Annotated in this window: 16 protein-coding genes; 6 read left to right on the plus strand and 10 right to left on the minus strand. The window is 75.0% G+C overall.

The features are described from left to right. Positions 1 to 8: 8 nt before the first annotated feature. Both KSE_RS06615 and rpe read right to left on the minus strand, forming a co-directional pair. The gene (locus tag KSE_RS06615) at positions 9 to 968 is read right to left on the minus strand and encodes a pirin family protein (protein ID WP_014134512.1); all 960 of its coding nucleotides are present in this window, start codon (positions 966 to 968) and stop codon (positions 9 to 11) included. A gap of 140 nt (positions 969 to 1,108) precedes the next feature. Then, positions 1,109 to 1,792 (minus strand): ribulose-phosphate 3-epimerase, encoded by a 684-nt coding sequence (gene rpe, locus KSE_RS06620; RefSeq protein ID WP_014134513.1) that lies wholly within the window; start codon positions 1,790 to 1,792, stop codon positions 1,109 to 1,111. 298 nt (positions 1,793 to 2,090) lie between these two features. On the opposite strand from rpe, the gene KSE_RS06625 reads away from it, so the two are divergent. Then, a complete protein-coding gene (locus KSE_RS06625; RefSeq protein ID WP_014134514.1) occupies positions 2,091 to 2,948 on the plus strand; it encodes an SCO6745 family protein in 858 nt (285 codons plus the stop codon). Between the two features lie 151 nt (positions 2,949 to 3,099). Here KSE_RS06625 and KSE_RS06630 read toward each other — a convergent pair whose 3' ends face one another. Beyond that, positions 3,100 to 3,726, minus strand: a complete 627-nt coding sequence (locus tag KSE_RS06630) for a C39 family peptidase (RefSeq protein WP_231873133.1) — start codon at positions 3,724 to 3,726, stop codon at positions 3,100 to 3,102. A 257-nt stretch (positions 3,727 to 3,983) separates the two neighbouring features. Between KSE_RS06630 and KSE_RS06635 the strand changes: the two genes are divergently transcribed. Both KSE_RS06635 and KSE_RS06640 read left to right on the plus strand, forming a co-directional pair. Further along, positions 3,984 to 5,297, plus strand: coding sequence for an MFS transporter (locus KSE_RS06635; protein WP_231873134.1), 1,314 nt, complete (start codon positions 3,984 to 3,986; stop codon positions 5,295 to 5,297). Between the two features lie 169 nt (positions 5,298 to 5,466). Then, positions 5,467 to 6,189: a leucine-rich repeat domain-containing protein gene (locus KSE_RS06640; RefSeq protein WP_014134517.1), complete on the plus strand. Its 723-nt coding sequence runs from the start codon at positions 5,467 to 5,469 to the stop codon at positions 6,187 to 6,189. Between the two features lie 135 nt (positions 6,190 to 6,324). Here the strand turns inward: KSE_RS06640 and KSE_RS06645 are convergent, their stop codons facing one another. The 3 genes from KSE_RS06645 to KSE_RS06655 form a co-directional block, all read right to left on the minus strand. Continuing rightward, complete coding sequence (locus KSE_RS06645; RefSeq protein WP_014134518.1) at positions 6,325 to 7,296, minus strand: aldo/keto reductase; 972 nt, start codon at positions 7,294 to 7,296, stop codon at positions 6,325 to 6,327. Positions 7,297 to 7,513: 217 nt separating this feature from the next. Beyond that, positions 7,514 to 8,302 (minus strand): ABC transporter permease, encoded by a 789-nt coding sequence (locus tag KSE_RS06650; RefSeq protein WP_014134519.1) that lies wholly within the window; start codon positions 8,300 to 8,302, stop codon positions 7,514 to 7,516. Continuing rightward, positions 8,299 to 9,270 (minus strand): daunorubicin resistance protein DrrA family ABC transporter ATP-binding protein, encoded by a 972-nt coding sequence (locus KSE_RS06655; protein ID WP_014134520.1) that lies wholly within the window; start codon positions 9,268 to 9,270, stop codon positions 8,299 to 8,301. The genes KSE_RS06650 and KSE_RS06655 overlap by 4 nt, the downstream gene beginning before the upstream one ends. Positions 9,271 to 9,470: 200 nt before the next feature. Here KSE_RS06655 and KSE_RS06660 point away from each other — a divergent pair, with 200 nt between their 5' ends. Beyond that, on the plus strand, positions 9,471 to 10,163 hold the full coding sequence (locus KSE_RS06660; protein ID WP_014134521.1) for a TetR/AcrR family transcriptional regulator: 693 nt from the start codon (positions 9,471 to 9,473) through the stop codon (positions 10,161 to 10,163). A gap of 7 nt (positions 10,164 to 10,170) precedes the next feature. Here the strand turns inward: KSE_RS06660 and KSE_RS06665 are convergent, their stop codons facing one another. From KSE_RS06665 to def, 4 genes are all read right to left on the minus strand, one after another. After that, positions 10,171 to 10,494: a hypothetical protein gene (locus KSE_RS06665; RefSeq protein ID WP_014134522.1), complete on the minus strand. Its 324-nt coding sequence runs from the start codon at positions 10,492 to 10,494 to the stop codon at positions 10,171 to 10,173. A 39-nt stretch (positions 10,495 to 10,533) separates the two neighbouring features. Continuing rightward, the gene (locus tag KSE_RS06670) at positions 10,534 to 11,967 is read right to left on the minus strand and encodes an RsmB/NOP family class I SAM-dependent RNA methyltransferase (protein ID WP_014134523.1); all 1,434 of its coding nucleotides are present in this window, start codon (positions 11,965 to 11,967) and stop codon (positions 10,534 to 10,536) included. Between the two features lie 127 nt (positions 11,968 to 12,094). Next, on the minus strand, positions 12,095 to 13,027 hold the full coding sequence (fmt, locus tag KSE_RS06675) for a methionyl-tRNA formyltransferase (protein WP_014134524.1): 933 nt from the start codon (positions 13,025 to 13,027) through the stop codon (positions 12,095 to 12,097). A 196-nt stretch (positions 13,028 to 13,223) separates the two neighbouring features. Continuing rightward, positions 13,224 to 13,769 (minus strand): peptide deformylase, encoded by a 546-nt coding sequence (gene def / locus KSE_RS06680; protein WP_014134525.1) that lies wholly within the window; start codon positions 13,767 to 13,769, stop codon positions 13,224 to 13,226. A gap of 284 nt (positions 13,770 to 14,053) precedes the next feature. Here def and KSE_RS06685 point away from each other — a divergent pair, with 284 nt between their 5' ends. After that, on the plus strand, positions 14,054 to 14,554 hold the full coding sequence (locus KSE_RS06685; RefSeq protein ID WP_014134526.1) for a hypothetical protein: 501 nt from the start codon (positions 14,054 to 14,056) through the stop codon (positions 14,552 to 14,554). A gap of 151 nt (positions 14,555 to 14,705) precedes the next feature. Next, complete coding sequence (locus tag KSE_RS43790) at positions 14,706 to 14,951, plus strand: VOC family protein (RefSeq protein WP_014134527.1); 246 nt, start codon at positions 14,706 to 14,708, stop codon at positions 14,949 to 14,951. Positions 14,952 to 14,976 lie beyond the last annotated feature (25 nt).

Raw genomic sequence — 14,976 nt, forward strand, 5'->3', positions numbered from 1 at the left:
CGGCCGGGTCAGTCCCGGTTCCCGCGGGCCGTGAGCGGCGCGTCCGGGAGCTCCGGGGCGGACAGCCGGGCCCCGTCGTAGCCGTGCACCTCCCCGAACCGGTCGCCCCGCTCCCAGTCGAGCCGGGCCCGCGCGATCTCCTCGTGCGAGCGGCCGACGAAGTTCCACCACATGACGATCCGCTCCTCGAACGGTTCGCCGCCGAGCAGCAGCAGCGCCGCGTCGGTGCGGGCGCGCAGCGGCAGTTCGCGGCGGCCGCAGCCCAGGTAGAGCAGCGCGCCCGGTTCGACCGGCACCCCGTCGACGTCGACGGAGCCGCTCATCGCGAGCACCGCGTACTCGAAGCCGGGGTCGAGCGGCAGCCGGTGCGCGGCGCCCTCGCGCAGGGTGAGGTCGGCGCCGGTGAGCGCGGTGTGGGTGGTGCCGGGCGAGGTCGCGCCGTCCAGGGTGCCGAGGATGACCTGGGCGTGCAGGCCGCCGGCGGTGACGGCGGGCAGCTCGGGGTGGTGTTCGAAGGCGGGCTCGACGTGCCGCCGCGCGTCGGGGAGCGCGACCCAGAGCTGGGCGCCGTGCAGCAGCGGCGCGTGCTCGCGCGGGGACTCCTCGGAGTGCGAGACGGCCCGCCCGGCGGTCATCAGCCCGAGTTCGCGGGGGCGTACGGTCCGCAGGCTGCCGAGGCTGTCCCGGTGCAGCACGCTCCCCTCGTGCAGCCAGCTGACGGTCTGCAGGCCGGTGTGGGGGTGCGGCGGCACCCGCATGCCGGGCTCGGCGGCGATGTCGTCCGGGCCGTAGTGGTCGACGAAGCACCAGGCCCCGACCATCCGCCGGCCGAGGCTCGGCAGCAGCCGCCGCACCATGGTCGACTCCCCGAGCGGGACGTTCCGGCCGGGCAGCAGGTCCTTGACGGGCCCGGTGGCGGCCTGCCGCCCGCAGACGGCCGGGGCGGGTCGCAGGTCGAGGTTGCTCATGCCCGCCAGTATCGGCCGCCCACCGGCCCCGCGCCCGGCAGCGCCCGACAGCGCCCGACGCCTCGCGCCCGCCCCTCCGCGCCCCGCACCCCGCGCCCCGCGCCCCGCGCCCGGCAGCGCCCGGCGCCTCGCGCCCGGCCTCAGTGCTTGCAGGACCACCAGGCCTCGGCGCTCGCCGCCTCCGCCTGGGCCCGCAGCGCGCGGACGGCCTCCGCCGGGTCGGCCGCGCCGTACACCGCGGAGCCGGCCACGAACACGTCGGCGCCGGCCTCGGCGCAGGCGTCGATGGTGGCGGGGGCGACGCCGCCGTCGACCTGCAGCCACAGGTCGAGGCCGTGCTTGTCGATCAGCTGCCGGGTGCGGCGGATCTTCGGGAGCATGATGTCGAGGAACGCCTGGCCGCCGAAGCCGGGTTCGACCGTCATGATCAGCACCATGTCGAGCTCGGGCAGCAGGTCCTCGTAGGGCTCGATCGGGGTCGCCGGGCGCAGTGCCATCGAGGCGCGGGCGCCCTTGGCGCGGATCTCCCGGGCGAGGCGGACGGGTGCGGCGGCGGCCTCGACGTGGAAGGTGACCGAGCCGGCGCCGGCCTCGACGTACTGCGGGGCCCAGCGGTCGGGCTGTTCGATCATCAGGTGGCAGTCGAGCGGGGTGCCGGTGGCGCGGGCCAGCGACTCGACGATCGGCACGCCCAGCGTGAGGTTGGGGACGAAGTGGTTGTCCATCACGTCGACGTGCAGCCAGTCCGCGCCGCGCACCGCCTCGGCCTCGTCGGCGAGGCGGGCGAAGTCCGCGGACAGGATGCTCGGGTTGATCTGCGCCATGGCGGGGGTACCTTCACGACTCGGTCCGTGCGGGCGGCCGGTGCGACCGCCCCCGACCATCATCCCCTGCCTGCCGCGGCTCCCTCCCCGGCACCTCACCCGCACCTCACCGGCCCCTCGCGGAAGCACCCGGAGGCCCCGGAAACATCTCTAAAGGATTACTGGAGGGCGCTTTCGGAAGGGGTTTGCCGAAGTGTTCACACTCCCGAAACACTTTCCCTTTCCGGTGTCGGCGCACTCTGGCAGGCTCCCAGAGCAGGCGGATTCTGCGCTGCTCGCCCCTCACGAAAGGCGTCCGATGACCCAGGTCGTCCACCCCGCACGTGCCCTCTGGTGGCTCTTCGAGCCGGTCCACGCCCTCACCTACTTCTCCCCCGAGGCCCGCGCCGCGTACGAGGCGGCGGGGCTGCGCGGCTACTGGCGCGGCTACTTCGGCGGGCGTTCGGCGCCGCTGGGGGCGGTGGACGCGGCGCCGGTGGTGACCGCGTTCTTCAACTTCGCGCCGCAGATGGTCGAGCGGGCGCTGCCGGAGGTCTGGTCGCTGGTGACTCCGGAGCGGGCGTTGGAGGCCCGGGTCGAGGGTGCGACGGGCGCCCTGCGGCGCGTCCTGGTGGACGTGAAGCCGGACCTGATCGACCGTTCGGTGGAGCTGCTGGAACGCGCGGTCGACGGCCTCGACTGTTGGGGGCGCGTGCTGGCCGCCGCGAACGCCGAACTCCCCCGCCCGGACGACCGCCTGGCCCGGCTCTGGCAGGCCACCACCGTCCTGCGCGAGCACCGCGGCGACGGGCACGTCGCCGCCCTGGTCGCCGAGGGCCTGGACGGCTGCGAGGCGCTGGTCGTCCGCTGCGCCCTCGACACCCGCCGTGAGACCCTGCAGCCGCAGCGCGGCTGGAGCGACACCGAGTGGGACGAGGCCACCGCCCGCCTGATCGACCGCAAGTGGCTCGCCCCGGACGGCTCGTTGACCATCGGGGGCCGCCGCCGCCACCTCGCCCTGGAGGCCGCCACCGACCTCTCCGCCTCCCGGGTCTGGACGACCCACTTCCACCGCTTCGAGCTGGACGAGCTCCTCACCGCGCTGCGCCCGATCGCCGCCGCCTGCCGTGCCGACCTCCCGGCGAGCACCCCGATCGGCCTCCCCAACGCGGCCTGACGCCAGGGCAGTACGCCCCGGCCGGACGCCGCTCGGCCCGCACCCCGACGCCCGGCCGGAGCACTCCGCCTCCTCGGAGCCCCCTCGAAGCCCCTCAGGGCCCTCGCCCCCACCCCGCGGTCCGCCGAACCCCCCTGCCCCGCAGCCGGGTTCAGTACGGCGGCGGACCGAGCACGATGCCGCGCCCCGCGTAGAAGCGGTCGAGGTCGCCCCAGGGCACCCGGGCGTACCGCTGCGAACCGTCGGGGAACCCGGACGGGTTGTGGATCAGCAGAGCGTCGTCGTCGGCGCCGACCGCGAGCACCAAATGGCCCCCGGTACGCGGGACTTCGGGCGCGAGCGTGCGAATGCCGGGATGGACCGAGAGCATCGGCAGCCGCCCCTCGGCGAGTTCGGCCGCGACCCGCCCGGCCGGCAGCGGACTGACGGCCTCGGCGTGCAGCCCCCAGCGGGTGCGGACGTACCCGGCGAACGGGCCGTGGATCAGGCCGTCGAGCCGCCCGTCGGGGTGCCGGACGTACCCGCCGGCCAGCCGGCACTCCTCGGCGAGGCGGACGGCGGCGGGAGCGACACCCCACCAGTGGTCGAGCGCCATCCGCAGGCAGGCCATCCCGCACAGCCGCCACGACCAGTACTCGTACTCCTCCTCGTCGGCGGCCCCGGAGCGCTCCCACAGCGGGTCGTCGGCGGCCCGGAGCGTGCCGTCCAGGATGTCGGGGACGAGTTCGGGCGACTCCCACTGGGAGTAGTAGGGCACCTGATGGCTGATCGGCTTCACCCCGCCATCCTGGCGCACTTTCCCCCACTCCCCCGGAAGGCCGCCCCGACACCACCCGCGCGCCCGCGCGACCAGGCCCCGGCCGTCGGTTGCCGGAACGTCCTCGGCCGCGCCACCGCCCCCTGAACCGCCCACCGAGGAAGCCGGACCCAGCTGAAGCGCCCGACCCCCGACCCGCTGCCGGGTACTGTGCCGCACCGCGGCCCGTTTCCGCACCGCGCCCCGCCCCCGCCGTGCCCAACGCCCAGGAGCAGCACGTGAGCCAGACCGGCACCCTGTCCCCCGACACGCCCTCCCCCGACGCCCCCTCCCCCGACGCGCCGTCCCACCGGAAGAGCCACGCCCCGGACCGCCGGCCCTGGCTGGTGCGCCGCGGGTTACTCCTCGAACCCGGGCCCCGGCGCCGGCTGGCCCTCGGCGGGTTCGTCAACCAGCTCGGCACCGCGGCGTTCCTGGCGACGGCGCCGCTGTACGCGCTGCGGGTGATCGGCCTGCCGATCGGGCAGGTCGGTCTCGGCCTGGGGATCGCGGGGCTGGTCGGCCTGCTCGCCGGCCCGCCGGTCGGGCACCTCGCCGACCGCCGGGGCCCGCGCGGCGTCTTCCTGGCCTCCCTGCTGGTGCAGGCCGCCGCCATGCTGTCGCTGCTGTTCGCCCACTCGTTCGTGGCGTTCGTGCTGTCCGTGGCGGTGACCGACCTGGCCGGCGCGTCGGGGGGTGCGGCGCGCGGCCCGATGATCCGCCGGTTCGGCGGGGACGAGGTGCCGAGGTTCCGCTCCTACCTGCGCTCGACCGCCTTCCTGGCCAGTACCTTCGGCGCGCTGGCCGCCGGCGTGGTGATCCAGCTCGACTCCGGCTCCGCCTACCGCGCGCTGATCGTCGCCAACGCCCTGACCTTCCTGGGCTGCGCGGCCGTCGTGCGCGGGGTGCCCGCGCTGGAGCCGCTGCCCGCGCCGACCGCGTCGAACCGGTGGATCGCGCTCAGGGACAGGCCGTACCTGGCGTTCGTCGTGCTGGACGGCATCCTGTGGATCCAGGGCGAGGTGGTGACCTACGCCCTGCCGCTGTGGGTGGTGCTGCACACCCAGGCGCCGCGCTGGTTCACCGGCGTCGCGCTCGCCGTCAACACCGTGATGGTGGTCGTCCTCCAGGTCCGGACGAGTCGCGGGGTCAGCGGCGGGCGGGTCGCCGCCCGGGCCACCCGGCGCGCCGGGCTGGCGTTCCTGGTCGGCATGGCGGTGATCGCGACGGCCGCGGGCCTGCCGGGGTGGGCCGCCGCGGCGGTCATGGCGGCGGGCGTCGCCGTGCACACCGCGGGTGCGCTGTGGCACGCGGCCGGGTCGCTGGAGCTGCGGTTCCGGCTGGCCCCCGCGCACGCGCAGGGGCAGTACTCCGGCGTGTTCGGCCTCGGCATGGGCCTCTGCTACACCGTCGCCCCGGGCCTGCTCGGCCTGCTCTGCCTGGGCTGGGGCGGGCCGGGCTGGCTGGTCATGGGCGGCGTCTTCGTCGCGGCCGGCCTGGCCATGCCGCTGGTGGTCCGCTGGGCGGGGAAGTCCCGGGAGCTCGCCGCCTGAACGGGCGGCCGCCCACGCCCCCGGGGTCCCGCAGTATCGTCCGTCCTGCCCGCACCCTCCAACGCCCTTCCCCTGGAGCCGTCTTGACCGAGACCCGCACCCCACCCGCCATCTCCTGCGCCGTCCCGTCCGCCACCCCGTCCGCCGCGCGCCGCCCGGAGCGGTCGCGGTGAGCGGGGCGACGGTGAACCTGTGGCGCGCGGGCCTGAGCAGCGTGCCGGACGAGGTGTGGGCCCGGACGGACGCCGAGGTGCTGATCCTGGCGGACAACGCGCTGACCGAACTCCCGGACGCCGTCGGCGGTTTCCCCCGGCTGCGGACGCTCGACCTGGGGCACAACGCGCTCACCGCCGTCCCCGGCTGGATCGGCGGCCTCGACGGGCTGACCGACTTCCTCTACCTGCACGACAACCGGCTGACCGCGCTGCCCGCCTCCCTCGGCCGCCTGCACCGACTGCGCTACCTCAACGTCGGCGACAACCCGCTCACCGAACTCCCGGACGCTCTCGGCGACTTGGCACACCTGCTCGAACTCCGGGCACAGAACTGCCACTTGACCGCCCTCCCGGCCGGGCTTGGCTCCCTCAGCCGGCTGCGCGAGCTGCGGCTGCGCGGCAACTCCCTCACCGAGCTGCCCGGTTCGCTGTCCGGGCTGCGCGAACTGCGCTGCCTCGAACTGCGCGAGAACCGGCTGACCGTGCTGCCGCCCGCACTGGCGGCGCTGCCGGTGCTGCGCGAACTCGACCTGCGCGGGAACCCGTTGACCGAGGCCCCGGACTGGCTGGCCGAACTCCCCTCGCTGGAGAAGCTCGACCTGCGCTGGACTCCGCGCCCGCCCGCCCCGCGACTGGTCGAAGCCCTCGAACAGCGCGGCTGCGCGGTGTATTTCTGAGCGCTCCCGACCGCAGGCGAAACGGCGAGCGGGCAAGCGAGCGGGCGAACGAACGGGCGGGCGGGCGGCCCGACGCCCCCGGAAGCGTGCCGCGCGCGTGCCGCACGCACCGGGTGCGCCGAGCCGCCCGCGGGCTCACCAGGCGTAGTGCTCGGGCGCGGTGCGGTGGCCGGGGAAGATCGCGTCCAGCCGTTCGAGCGTCTTGGCGTCCAGCTCGACGTCCAACGAGCGGACCGCCGCGTCGAGTTGCTCCTCGGTGCGGGGGCCGATGATCGGGGCGGTGACGGCCGGGCGGGTGTGCAGCCAGGCGAGCGCGACGTCGCCGGGCTCGTGGCCGATCTCCTCGCACAGGTCCTCGTAGGACTGGATCTGCTCGCGGCGCTCGTTCAGGGTGTCCAGGGCGCGGCCCGAGGCGCGGCGGACGCCCTCGCGCTCCTTGCGCAGCACGCCGCCGAGCAGGCCGCCGTGCAGCGGGGACCACGGGATCAGGCCGAGGCCGTAGTGCTGGGCGGCGGGGGCCACCTCCAGCTCGACGCTGCGCTCGATCAGGTTGTACAGCGACTGCTCGCTGGTCAGGCCGAGGAAGTTGCGGGCCTTCGCGGTCTCCTGGGCCTGGGCGAGGTGCCAGCCGGCGAAGTTGGAGGAGCCCACGTAGATGATCTTGCCCTGGAGGGTGAGCACCTCCATCGCCTGCCAGATCTCGTCCCAGGGCGTGTCCCGGTCGATGTGGTGCATCTGGTAGAGGTCGATGTGGTCGGTCTGCAGGCGGCGCAGGCTGGCGTCCACGGCACGGCGGATGTTGAGCGCGGAGAGCTTGCCCTCGTTGGGCCAGTCGCCCATGTCGCCGTACAGCTTGGTGGCGATCACGGTCTTCTCGCGCCGGCCGCCGCCCTTGGCGAACCAGTTGCCGATGATCGTCTCGGTGAGGCCCTTGTTCTCGCCCCAGCCGTAGACGTTGGCGGTGTCGAAGAAGTTGATGCCGTGCCCGTGCGCGGCGTCCATGATCCGGTGCGCGTCGGCCTCCACGGTGTGCGGGCCGAAGTTCATGGTGCCCAGGCAGAGCCGGGAGACGGACAGGCCGGTGCGGCCGAGGTGGGTGTACTCCATGATCCCACCCTCCGCCGCACCGGCCCGCTTGTCCAGTGTCCGGCCGGACGGACGGACCCGTCCGACCAGACACCTCCCCGGCGAGCCGCCTCGACCCCCGTCCGGTCTCGGCACCCGCGCGGTCTCCACGCACCGGAACGCCCCCGGAACGCCCCGGAACGCCCCGGAATGCCCCGGGACGAACCCCGGACGGTACGGGCGCCCCAGGACGGCGGTCTCAGCGCCCCGAGCGGGCGAAGCTCCGGACGGCGAGCGGCACGGCGCACGCGAGCAGCACGGCGCACCAGCCGAGCGCCGCCGCCACGGGGTGCTGCGCGGGCCAGGCGCCGCCGGGCGCGGACGGGTTGCCGAAGAGCTGCCGGCCGGCCTCCGTGACGGCGCTGACCGGGTTCCACTCGGCGAGCGCGGCCAGCCAGCCGGGCATCCCGCCGGTGGGCACGAAGGCGCTGGTGAGCATGCCGAACGGGATGGTCAGGGCGCCGAGTTGGCCGGCCGTCTGCTCCTTGCCGACGAGCAGGCCGAGCGCGGTGCCGAGCCAGCCGCAGGCGAACCGGAACAGCAGCAGCAGCCCGAACGCGCCGAGCGCGGGGCCCGGCCCGCTCCGGATCCGCCAGCCGGCCGCCAGGCCGATCAGCGCGGTCGGCACCAGGACGGCGGCGGCGACCAGCAGGTCCGCGAGCGCCTGCCCGGTGAGCAGGCCCAGCCGGGACACCGACATCGAGCGCAGCCGGTCGGTGACGCCGCGCCCGGCGTCCCGGGCCCCGCCGACCATCGCGGGCAGCACGGCGTTCAGCGCGACCAGCGCGAACAGGCCGGGCATCAGGAACTCCCGGTAGCCTCCGCCGCCCGGCACGCTCATCGCGCTGCCGAACACGTAGCCGAACACGCCGACCATGGCGACCGGCACCAGCAGCGAGGACGCCAGCAGCCCGGGCGAGTGCCGGTACACCAGCAGGATCCGCCGGGCCGAGGCGGCGGCGTCCAGCGGCATCGTCGTCACGCTCACGCCGCGCTCCCGAGGCTCGAAGCGGTGGTGGCCCCCGCGCCGGTCAGCGCGAGGAAGACGTCGTCCAGCGACGGCGTGCGCAGCGCGACGTCCGAGGCGGTGACGCCCGCCGCGTCCAACTCCCGTACCAGGCGCGGCAGGGCGAGCGGCCGGGCCGGGTCGGAGACGACGCTCAGCCGGCCGTGTTCGGGGTCGGTGGCGGGGTGGCCGCCGGTGAGCGCGGCCAGTACGGCGCGGGCCCGCTCCGGGTCGGCGCCGTCGGGGAGGACGATCTCGACCAGGGTGCCGATCGCGGACTTCAGCCGGGCGGGGGTGTCGTCGGCGACGGTCCGGCCCCGGTCGAGCACGACGATCCGGTCGGCCAGCCGGTCGGCCTCGTCGAGGTACTGGGTGGTGAGCAGCACGGTGGTGCCCTGTTCGGCCGACTCCCGTACGGCGGACCAGATCTCGCGTCGGCTGCGGGGGTCGAGCCCGGTGGTCGGCTCGTCCAGGAACAGCGCCCGGGGGCGGGCGATCAGGCTGGCCGCCAGGTCGAGCCGGCGGCGCATGCCGCCGGAGTAGCCGCGCACCAGGCGGTCGGCGGCGTCGGTGAGGCGGTGGCGCTCCAGCAGTTCGGCGGCCCGGGCGCGGGCGGCGGCGGCGCCCAGGTGGTGCAGCCGGCCGAGCAGTTCGAGGTTCTCCCGGCCGGTGACGCCCTCCTCCACGGCGGCGTACTGCCCGGCCAGCCCGATCCGCCGCCGCACGGCGGCCGCCTCCTTCACCACGTCGTGCCCGCAGACCCGCGCCGACCCCCGGTCCGGACGCACCAGCGTCGCGAGGATCCGCACCAGGGTGCTCTTCCCCGCCCCGTTGGGGCCGAGCAGGCCGCACACCGCCCCTTCCGGGACGTCGAGTTCGAGTCCGTCGAGCGCCGTGGTGGCGCCGAAGCCCTTGGACAGGCCGCGTACGGCAATGACCGGGTCGCTCATGGCAGGCCCTTTCCGAGTACATCGTACGTAGTAACGCCACCATACTAGGTACGCCGTACGCAGAAAAGCGCGACCAAGAAGCCCAGCACAACCGGAACACCCGGAACAGCCGGAACACCTCGCACACCCGGACCACCCCGCACGCCCCGAGCCGCCCTCCCCCGCAGCGCCTAGACTGGCCCCCGAGGTGATCAAGCGAAATGTCGTCCGGCGAGGAACCCGAGCTGATCTGGCTGCGCCCGGAGTACTCCGGCCGCGGGCCGAGGCCGGCGCACAGCCGCACGTCGATCGCGCGGGCCGCACTCGGCCTCGCCGACCGCGAGGGGCTGGACGCGGTCACCATGCGCAGGGTCGCGGCCGAACTCGGCGCCGGCACCATGTCGTTGTACAACTACGTGCCGAAGAAGGAGCACCTGTTCGACCTGTTGGTCGACCTGCTGGCCGAGGAGTACGACCTGCCGGCCGAGCCCAGCGGCGACCCGCGGGCCGATCTCACCATGCTGGCCCGGCAGTTGCGGGGGATCCTGACCAGGCACGGCTGGGCCACCACGCTGATCACGCACCGCCCGAGCCTCGGTCCGAACGGCCTGCGGGTCACCGAGTTCCACCTGGCCACGCTGGCCGGCACTCCGCTCGGCGGCACCGCCAAGATGGAGGCGTTCTCCCAACTGACGGGGTACGTCTGCCAGTTCACCGACTGGCAGCAGCGCTCCGCGCAGGCCGGCGCCCGCTGGCTGACCGACCTGGTCCGCTACCTGCAGACCGCCACCGCCACCGGCCGCTACCCGAACCTCACCGCCACCCTCGCCGAGAGCGGCGCCCCGCCCGACCCGGACGCCGCCTTCGAACGCGGCCTGCAACGCCTCATCACCGCGCTCCTGACGGCGGACTGACGCACCGTCAGGCCGAGGCGCGGCACGGATCCCCGTAGAACCCCGTCTGCTCCCGGCACGGCCCCGGATCCGCCGGCACCTCGGGATCCACCGCCCGCGCGCACCAGCCGCACCGCAGGCCCGCCGTCGCCCCGGCCGCCCGCAGGGCGGCCACCAGCCGCCGGGCCTCGGGGAACTGCCAGGTCGACGGCAGCTCCAGCGGCAGCTCGGCCAACGCCCGGCTCGCCCCCCACAGGCTCCAGGAAACCGCTCTCCGCAGCTCCTGGTACACCGCGATCCGCCGCTCGCCGACCGAGGCGATCAGCACCGCGAACTCCGGGTCCTCCGACACGGCTCCCCCGATTCCCTTGCCAGGGAAGGGAGTTTACCGTCAGGCGGTCCGCCGCAGCAGCGCCAGGTACATCGCGTCCGTCCCGTGCAGGTGCGGCCAGAGCTGGACGTCCGGGCCCTCGCCGAGGTCGGGGACGCCGGGCAGCAGCGGGCGGGCGTCGATCCACTCGACGTCCTCCCGGCCGCGCAGCACGTCGTCGACCACGGCCCGGGTCTCCGCCAGGTGCGGCGAGCAGGTCGCGTAGCCGACCACCCCGCCGACCCGCGCCGCGTCCAGCGCCGAACGCAGCAACTCCCGCTGCAGCGGCCCGAATCCGGCGATGTCCTCGGGGCGCCGGCGCCACCGCGCCTCGGGCCGGCGGCGCAGCGCGCCCAGGCCCGAGCACGGCACGTCGACCAGCACCCGGTCGAACGCGCCCCGCTCCCAGGCGCCGCGCGTCCCGTCGGCGGTGATCACGGCGTACGGGCCGGGGTTGCCGTCCAGCGCGCGGGCGACCAGGCGGGCGCGGTGCTGCTGCTTCTCGGAGGCGACCAGCGCCGCGCCGCGCGCCGCGGCGACCGCGCCGAGCAGCGCGGCCTTGCCGCCGGGGCCCGCGCAGCCGTCCAGCCAGAGCCGGTCGGGGCCGTCCAGCGGCGCGTTGGCGAGGGCGAGCGCGACCAGCTGGCTGCCCTCGTCCTGCACGCCGGCCCGGTTCTCCCGCACCGCGTCCACCCCGGCGGGGTCGCCGCCGTCGGTGAGCCGCAGCGCGTACGGCGACCAGCGGCCGTCCTCGACCTCGGGCAGCGCGGCGCGCAGTTCGGCGACCGAGGAGCGGCCGGGGCGGGCCACCAGGGTCACCTCGGGGCGGGCGTTGTCGGCCTCCAGCAGCTGCTCCATCGCTTGCCGCCCGCTCGCGGCGGGCTGCCAGCGGCCGAGCGCGTCCCACAGCGAGGAGACCACCCAGCGCGGGTGCGAGTGGACGACGGCCAGGTGGTCCTCGGCGTCGTCCTCGTACGGCGGGGCGACCTGGGCGACCCAGCCCGCCAGGTCCTGCGCGCTGATCTTGCGCAGCACGGCGTTGACGAACTTGGCGCGGCCGTCGCCGAGCACCACCCGGGCCAGCTCGACGGTGGCGGACACCGCGGCGTGGCTGGGGATCCGGGTGCCGAGCAGCTGGTGCGCGCCCAGCGAGAGCACGTCCAGCACCGGCGGGTCGACCTCGCGCAGCGGGCGGTCCACGCAGGCCGCGATGACCGCGTCGTAGGTGCCCTGGCCGCGCAGCGTGCCGTACACCAGCTCGGTGGCGAGCGCGGCGTCGCGCCGCTCCATGCCCTTGCGCTCGGCCTCGCGGAGCAGCGACGGCAGGATCAGGTTGGCGTACGCGTCGCGCTCGTCGACGGCCCGCAGCGCGCGGAACGCGACGATCCGGGCGGGGTCCTTCTTCGGACGGCGGTGCGGACGGGGGGCGCGCTTCGCGCCGGCGGGGGTGCTCAAAACGAATGCCTCGAAACAAAAGGTGCTGCGGATCAGGTCCGACCCGACGAGGGTCTCCCCCAAGTCTAGGCCGAACCCGCCGCAGCACCTTCTCCGCAGCACCCGCTCCGCAGCGGCCCGGGCGGCCTCAGCCCTCGAAGCGCTCCCCGGACTCGATCCGCGCGCCGCGCGCCCAGTCCGCGGCCGGCATCGCCTTCTTGCCCTGCGGGCGGACCTCGCCGAGCTCCACCTCGTGGCTGCCGGTGCCGACCCGGACGCTGTTCTTCGCGACCGCCAACTCGCCCGGCGCCAGCGCGGTCTCGCCCGGCAGCAGGCGGACGGGGCCGGTCACCTTGAGCCGCTCGCCGCGGAACGTGGTCCACGCGCCGGGCGCGGGCGCGCAGCCGCGCACCACCCGGTCGACCCGCAGCGCGGGGTGGGTCCACTCGATCCGGGCGTCCTCGACGGTCAGCTTGGGCGCCAGCGACACCCCGGCGAGCGGCTGCGGCTCGGGGCGGGCCTGCCCGTCCTCGATCGCGTCCATGGTGCGCACCAGCAGGTCGGCGCCCGCGTGCGCGAGCCGGCCGAGCAGGTCGCCGCTGGTGTCGGCGGGCTTGACGGTCTCGGTCAGCACGCCGTACACCGGCCCGGAGTCCAGGCCCTCCTCGATCCGGAAGGTGGACGCGCCGGTGACCTCGTCGCCCGCCATCAGCGCGTGCTGGACGGGCGCGGCGCCGCGCCACGCGGGCAGCAGCGAGAAGTGCAGGTTGACCCAGCCGTGCACCGGGATCTCCAGCGCGCCGGGCCGGATCAGCGCGCCGTACGCCACCACGGGGCAGCAGTCGGGGGCGATCTCGGCCAGCCGGGCCATGAACTCCGGCTCGCCGGGGCGGACGGGCTTGAGCACCTCGATGCCCGCCTCCTCGGCGCGCTGCGCGACCGGGCTGGCCACCAGCTTGCGGCCGCGCCCGGCCGGCGCGTCGGGGCGGGTCACCACGGCGACCACCTCGTGCCGGGAGGCCAGCAGGGCGTCCAGGGCGGGAACGGCGACCTCGGGGGTACCGGCGAAGACGAGACGCACGGAGCACGGCCTTTCAGTGGGGCTGGAGCTGACAACTGGTACTGCACTGGAATCGAGCGGTCGGACCATCGGATTGTCGGAAGATGACAGTCGGACGATCACCCGGTCCGACCACCGCACCGTCCGACCATCACCTTTTCCCAAAATGACCAACGGATGATCGGCGAACCCGCCGACCACCCGCCGCACCGGAGCGTCAGCGAATCGGACCGAAGGTCGAATGCGGCGAGATCCGCACCGTCGGCGCGGGGCCGCCGCCCCACTCCGCCTCCCGGATCGCCTTCATCGCGGCCTTCCGGGTCTCCCGGTCCAGCCGGTCGATGAAGATGATCCCGTCCAGGTGGTCGGTCTCGTGCTGGATGCAGCGCGCCAGCAGCTGGGTGCCCTCCACCTCCACCGGCTCCCCGTGCATGTTGACGCCCTTGGCCACCACGCCGTACGCCCGCCTGGTGTCGAACCGCAGGCCGGGCAGCGACAGGCAGCCCTCGGGGCCGTCCTGCTCCTCCTCGGTGAGCGACAGGTCGGGGTTGATCAGGTGGCCCACCACCCCGTCCACGTTGTACGTGAACACCCGCAGCGAGACGCCCAGTTGCGGCGCGGCCAACCCGGCTCCGGGAGCCTCCAGCATGGTGTCGGTGAGGTCCTTCACCAGCTTCCGCAGCTCCTTGTCGAAGACGGTCACCGGCTTCGCGGTCGCCCGCAGCACCGGGTCACCGAAGATCCGGATCGGCTGAACTGCCAAGACTGCGACTCCCTCTGCACCGACGACGACTGACGACGACCACCCGCGACCGCCCACGGGACCGCCCGCGGGACCGGCCCGCCGCAGCACGCCGGACGACACGGAAACGGGCTGCCCCGAGAAGTCTATGCAATCCCCGCGACCGGGCCGGAGCGGCCACTGGCATATCCCGAGTCGTACTCCACGCGTGACCCAACGACCCGACGTGCGTTGGTCAATGCGAATTGACCGGGACGCGCGAGCGCCCCGAGCACGCGACCCGACCGAGAGGTGGCAACGAGGCCATGGCCGAGCAGATCAACCACGACGCCAGGGCCCGGGCGTCCCTGCACCTGCTGGTGCGGGACATCGAGCGGGTCCGCCGCCAGGTCGACGCCCTGCGCACGCTCACCGCCCAACTGGGCAACGTCTACCGCCCCCGCCGCCCCAGCACCTCCGCCGGCTTCGTGGTCTACGGCCGCGCGCCCGCCCCGACCGTCCGCCTCGCCCAGGAGCTGCGCGAGAGCGTCGAGACCCTGGTCGCCGCCGCCGTCGAGTTCGACCGCGCCCTGGGCTTCTCCTGGGACTCGGTCGGCTCCGCGCTCGGCGTCACCAAGCAGGCCGTCCACCGCCGCTACGGCATGCGCCGCCCCACCGGCGAGCTGCTGCCCTCCCCGCGCGAGACCGAGGCCCCCGCGCCCCCGCCCGCCCCCGCGCCCGCCGCGCCGATCGTCCCCGTCGTCGGCCGCCCCCCGATCCCGCAGGCCCGCCAGGCCAGCCCGCTGATGCCCCAGCGCACCCGCTAGTCCCGCCCCGAGCGGTCGGCTCCGCACCGAGGCCCCTCACCGCCCCGGACGGATCCGGCCGCTCGCGCGCTCCCCGGCCCCAAGCAGAATCGATTCCGCACGCCGCCCCCACACCCGTACCCCCGCCCCGCGTACGAGAGGAACCGATCCCATGACCGCGACCGACACCCCGATGAACCTGACCCGCGCCGCGCACGTCGGCATCTCCGTCTCCGACCTGGACGCCGTCCACCGCCGGATGCGGGACGCCGGGTACGACTTCCTCGGCGACGCCTACACCTTCCTCCCGGGCGAGGTCACCCCGGACGCCGCCCTCGGCACCAAGGTCGCCTACTTCAACGACCCGGACGGCACCAACCTGGAGATCATCCAGCCCAAGGGCGGCTTCGCCAACTGAGGCCCCACCCGCCCTCCGCGCCCGA

This window comes from Kitasatospora setae KM-6054 (assembly GCF_000269985.1).
Classification (GTDB): Bacteria; Actinomycetota; Actinomycetes; order Streptomycetales; family Streptomycetaceae; genus Kitasatospora; species Kitasatospora setae.

Bases quoted from the DNA above. Each gene is read 5' to 3' on its own strand.
- KSE_RS06615 (WP_014134512.1), bottom strand. From the start codon at position 968: ATGAGCAACCTCGACCTGCGACCCGCCCCGGCCGTCTGCGGGCGGCAG.
- rpe (WP_014134513.1), bottom strand. From the start codon at position 1,792: ATGGCGCAGATCAACCCGAGCATCCTGTCCGCGGACTTCGCCCGCCTC.
- KSE_RS06625 (WP_014134514.1), top strand. From the start codon at position 2,091: ATGACCCAGGTCGTCCACCCCGCACGTGCCCTCTGGTGGCTCTTCGAG.
- KSE_RS06645 (WP_014134518.1), bottom strand. From the start codon at position 7,296: ATGGAGTACACCCACCTCGGCCGCACCGGCCTGTCCGTCTCCCGGCTC.
- KSE_RS06655 (WP_014134520.1), bottom strand. From the start codon at position 9,270: ATGAGCGACCCGGTCATTGCCGTACGCGGCCTGTCCAAGGGCTTCGGC.
- KSE_RS06660 (WP_014134521.1), top strand. From the start codon at position 9,471: ATGTCGTCCGGCGAGGAACCCGAGCTGATCTGGCTGCGCCCGGAGTAC.
- KSE_RS06685 (WP_014134526.1), top strand. From the start codon at position 14,054: ATGGCCGAGCAGATCAACCACGACGCCAGGGCCCGGGCGTCCCTGCAC.
- KSE_RS43790 (WP_014134527.1), top strand. From the start codon at position 14,706: ATGACCGCGACCGACACCCCGATGAACCTGACCCGCGCCGCGCACGTC.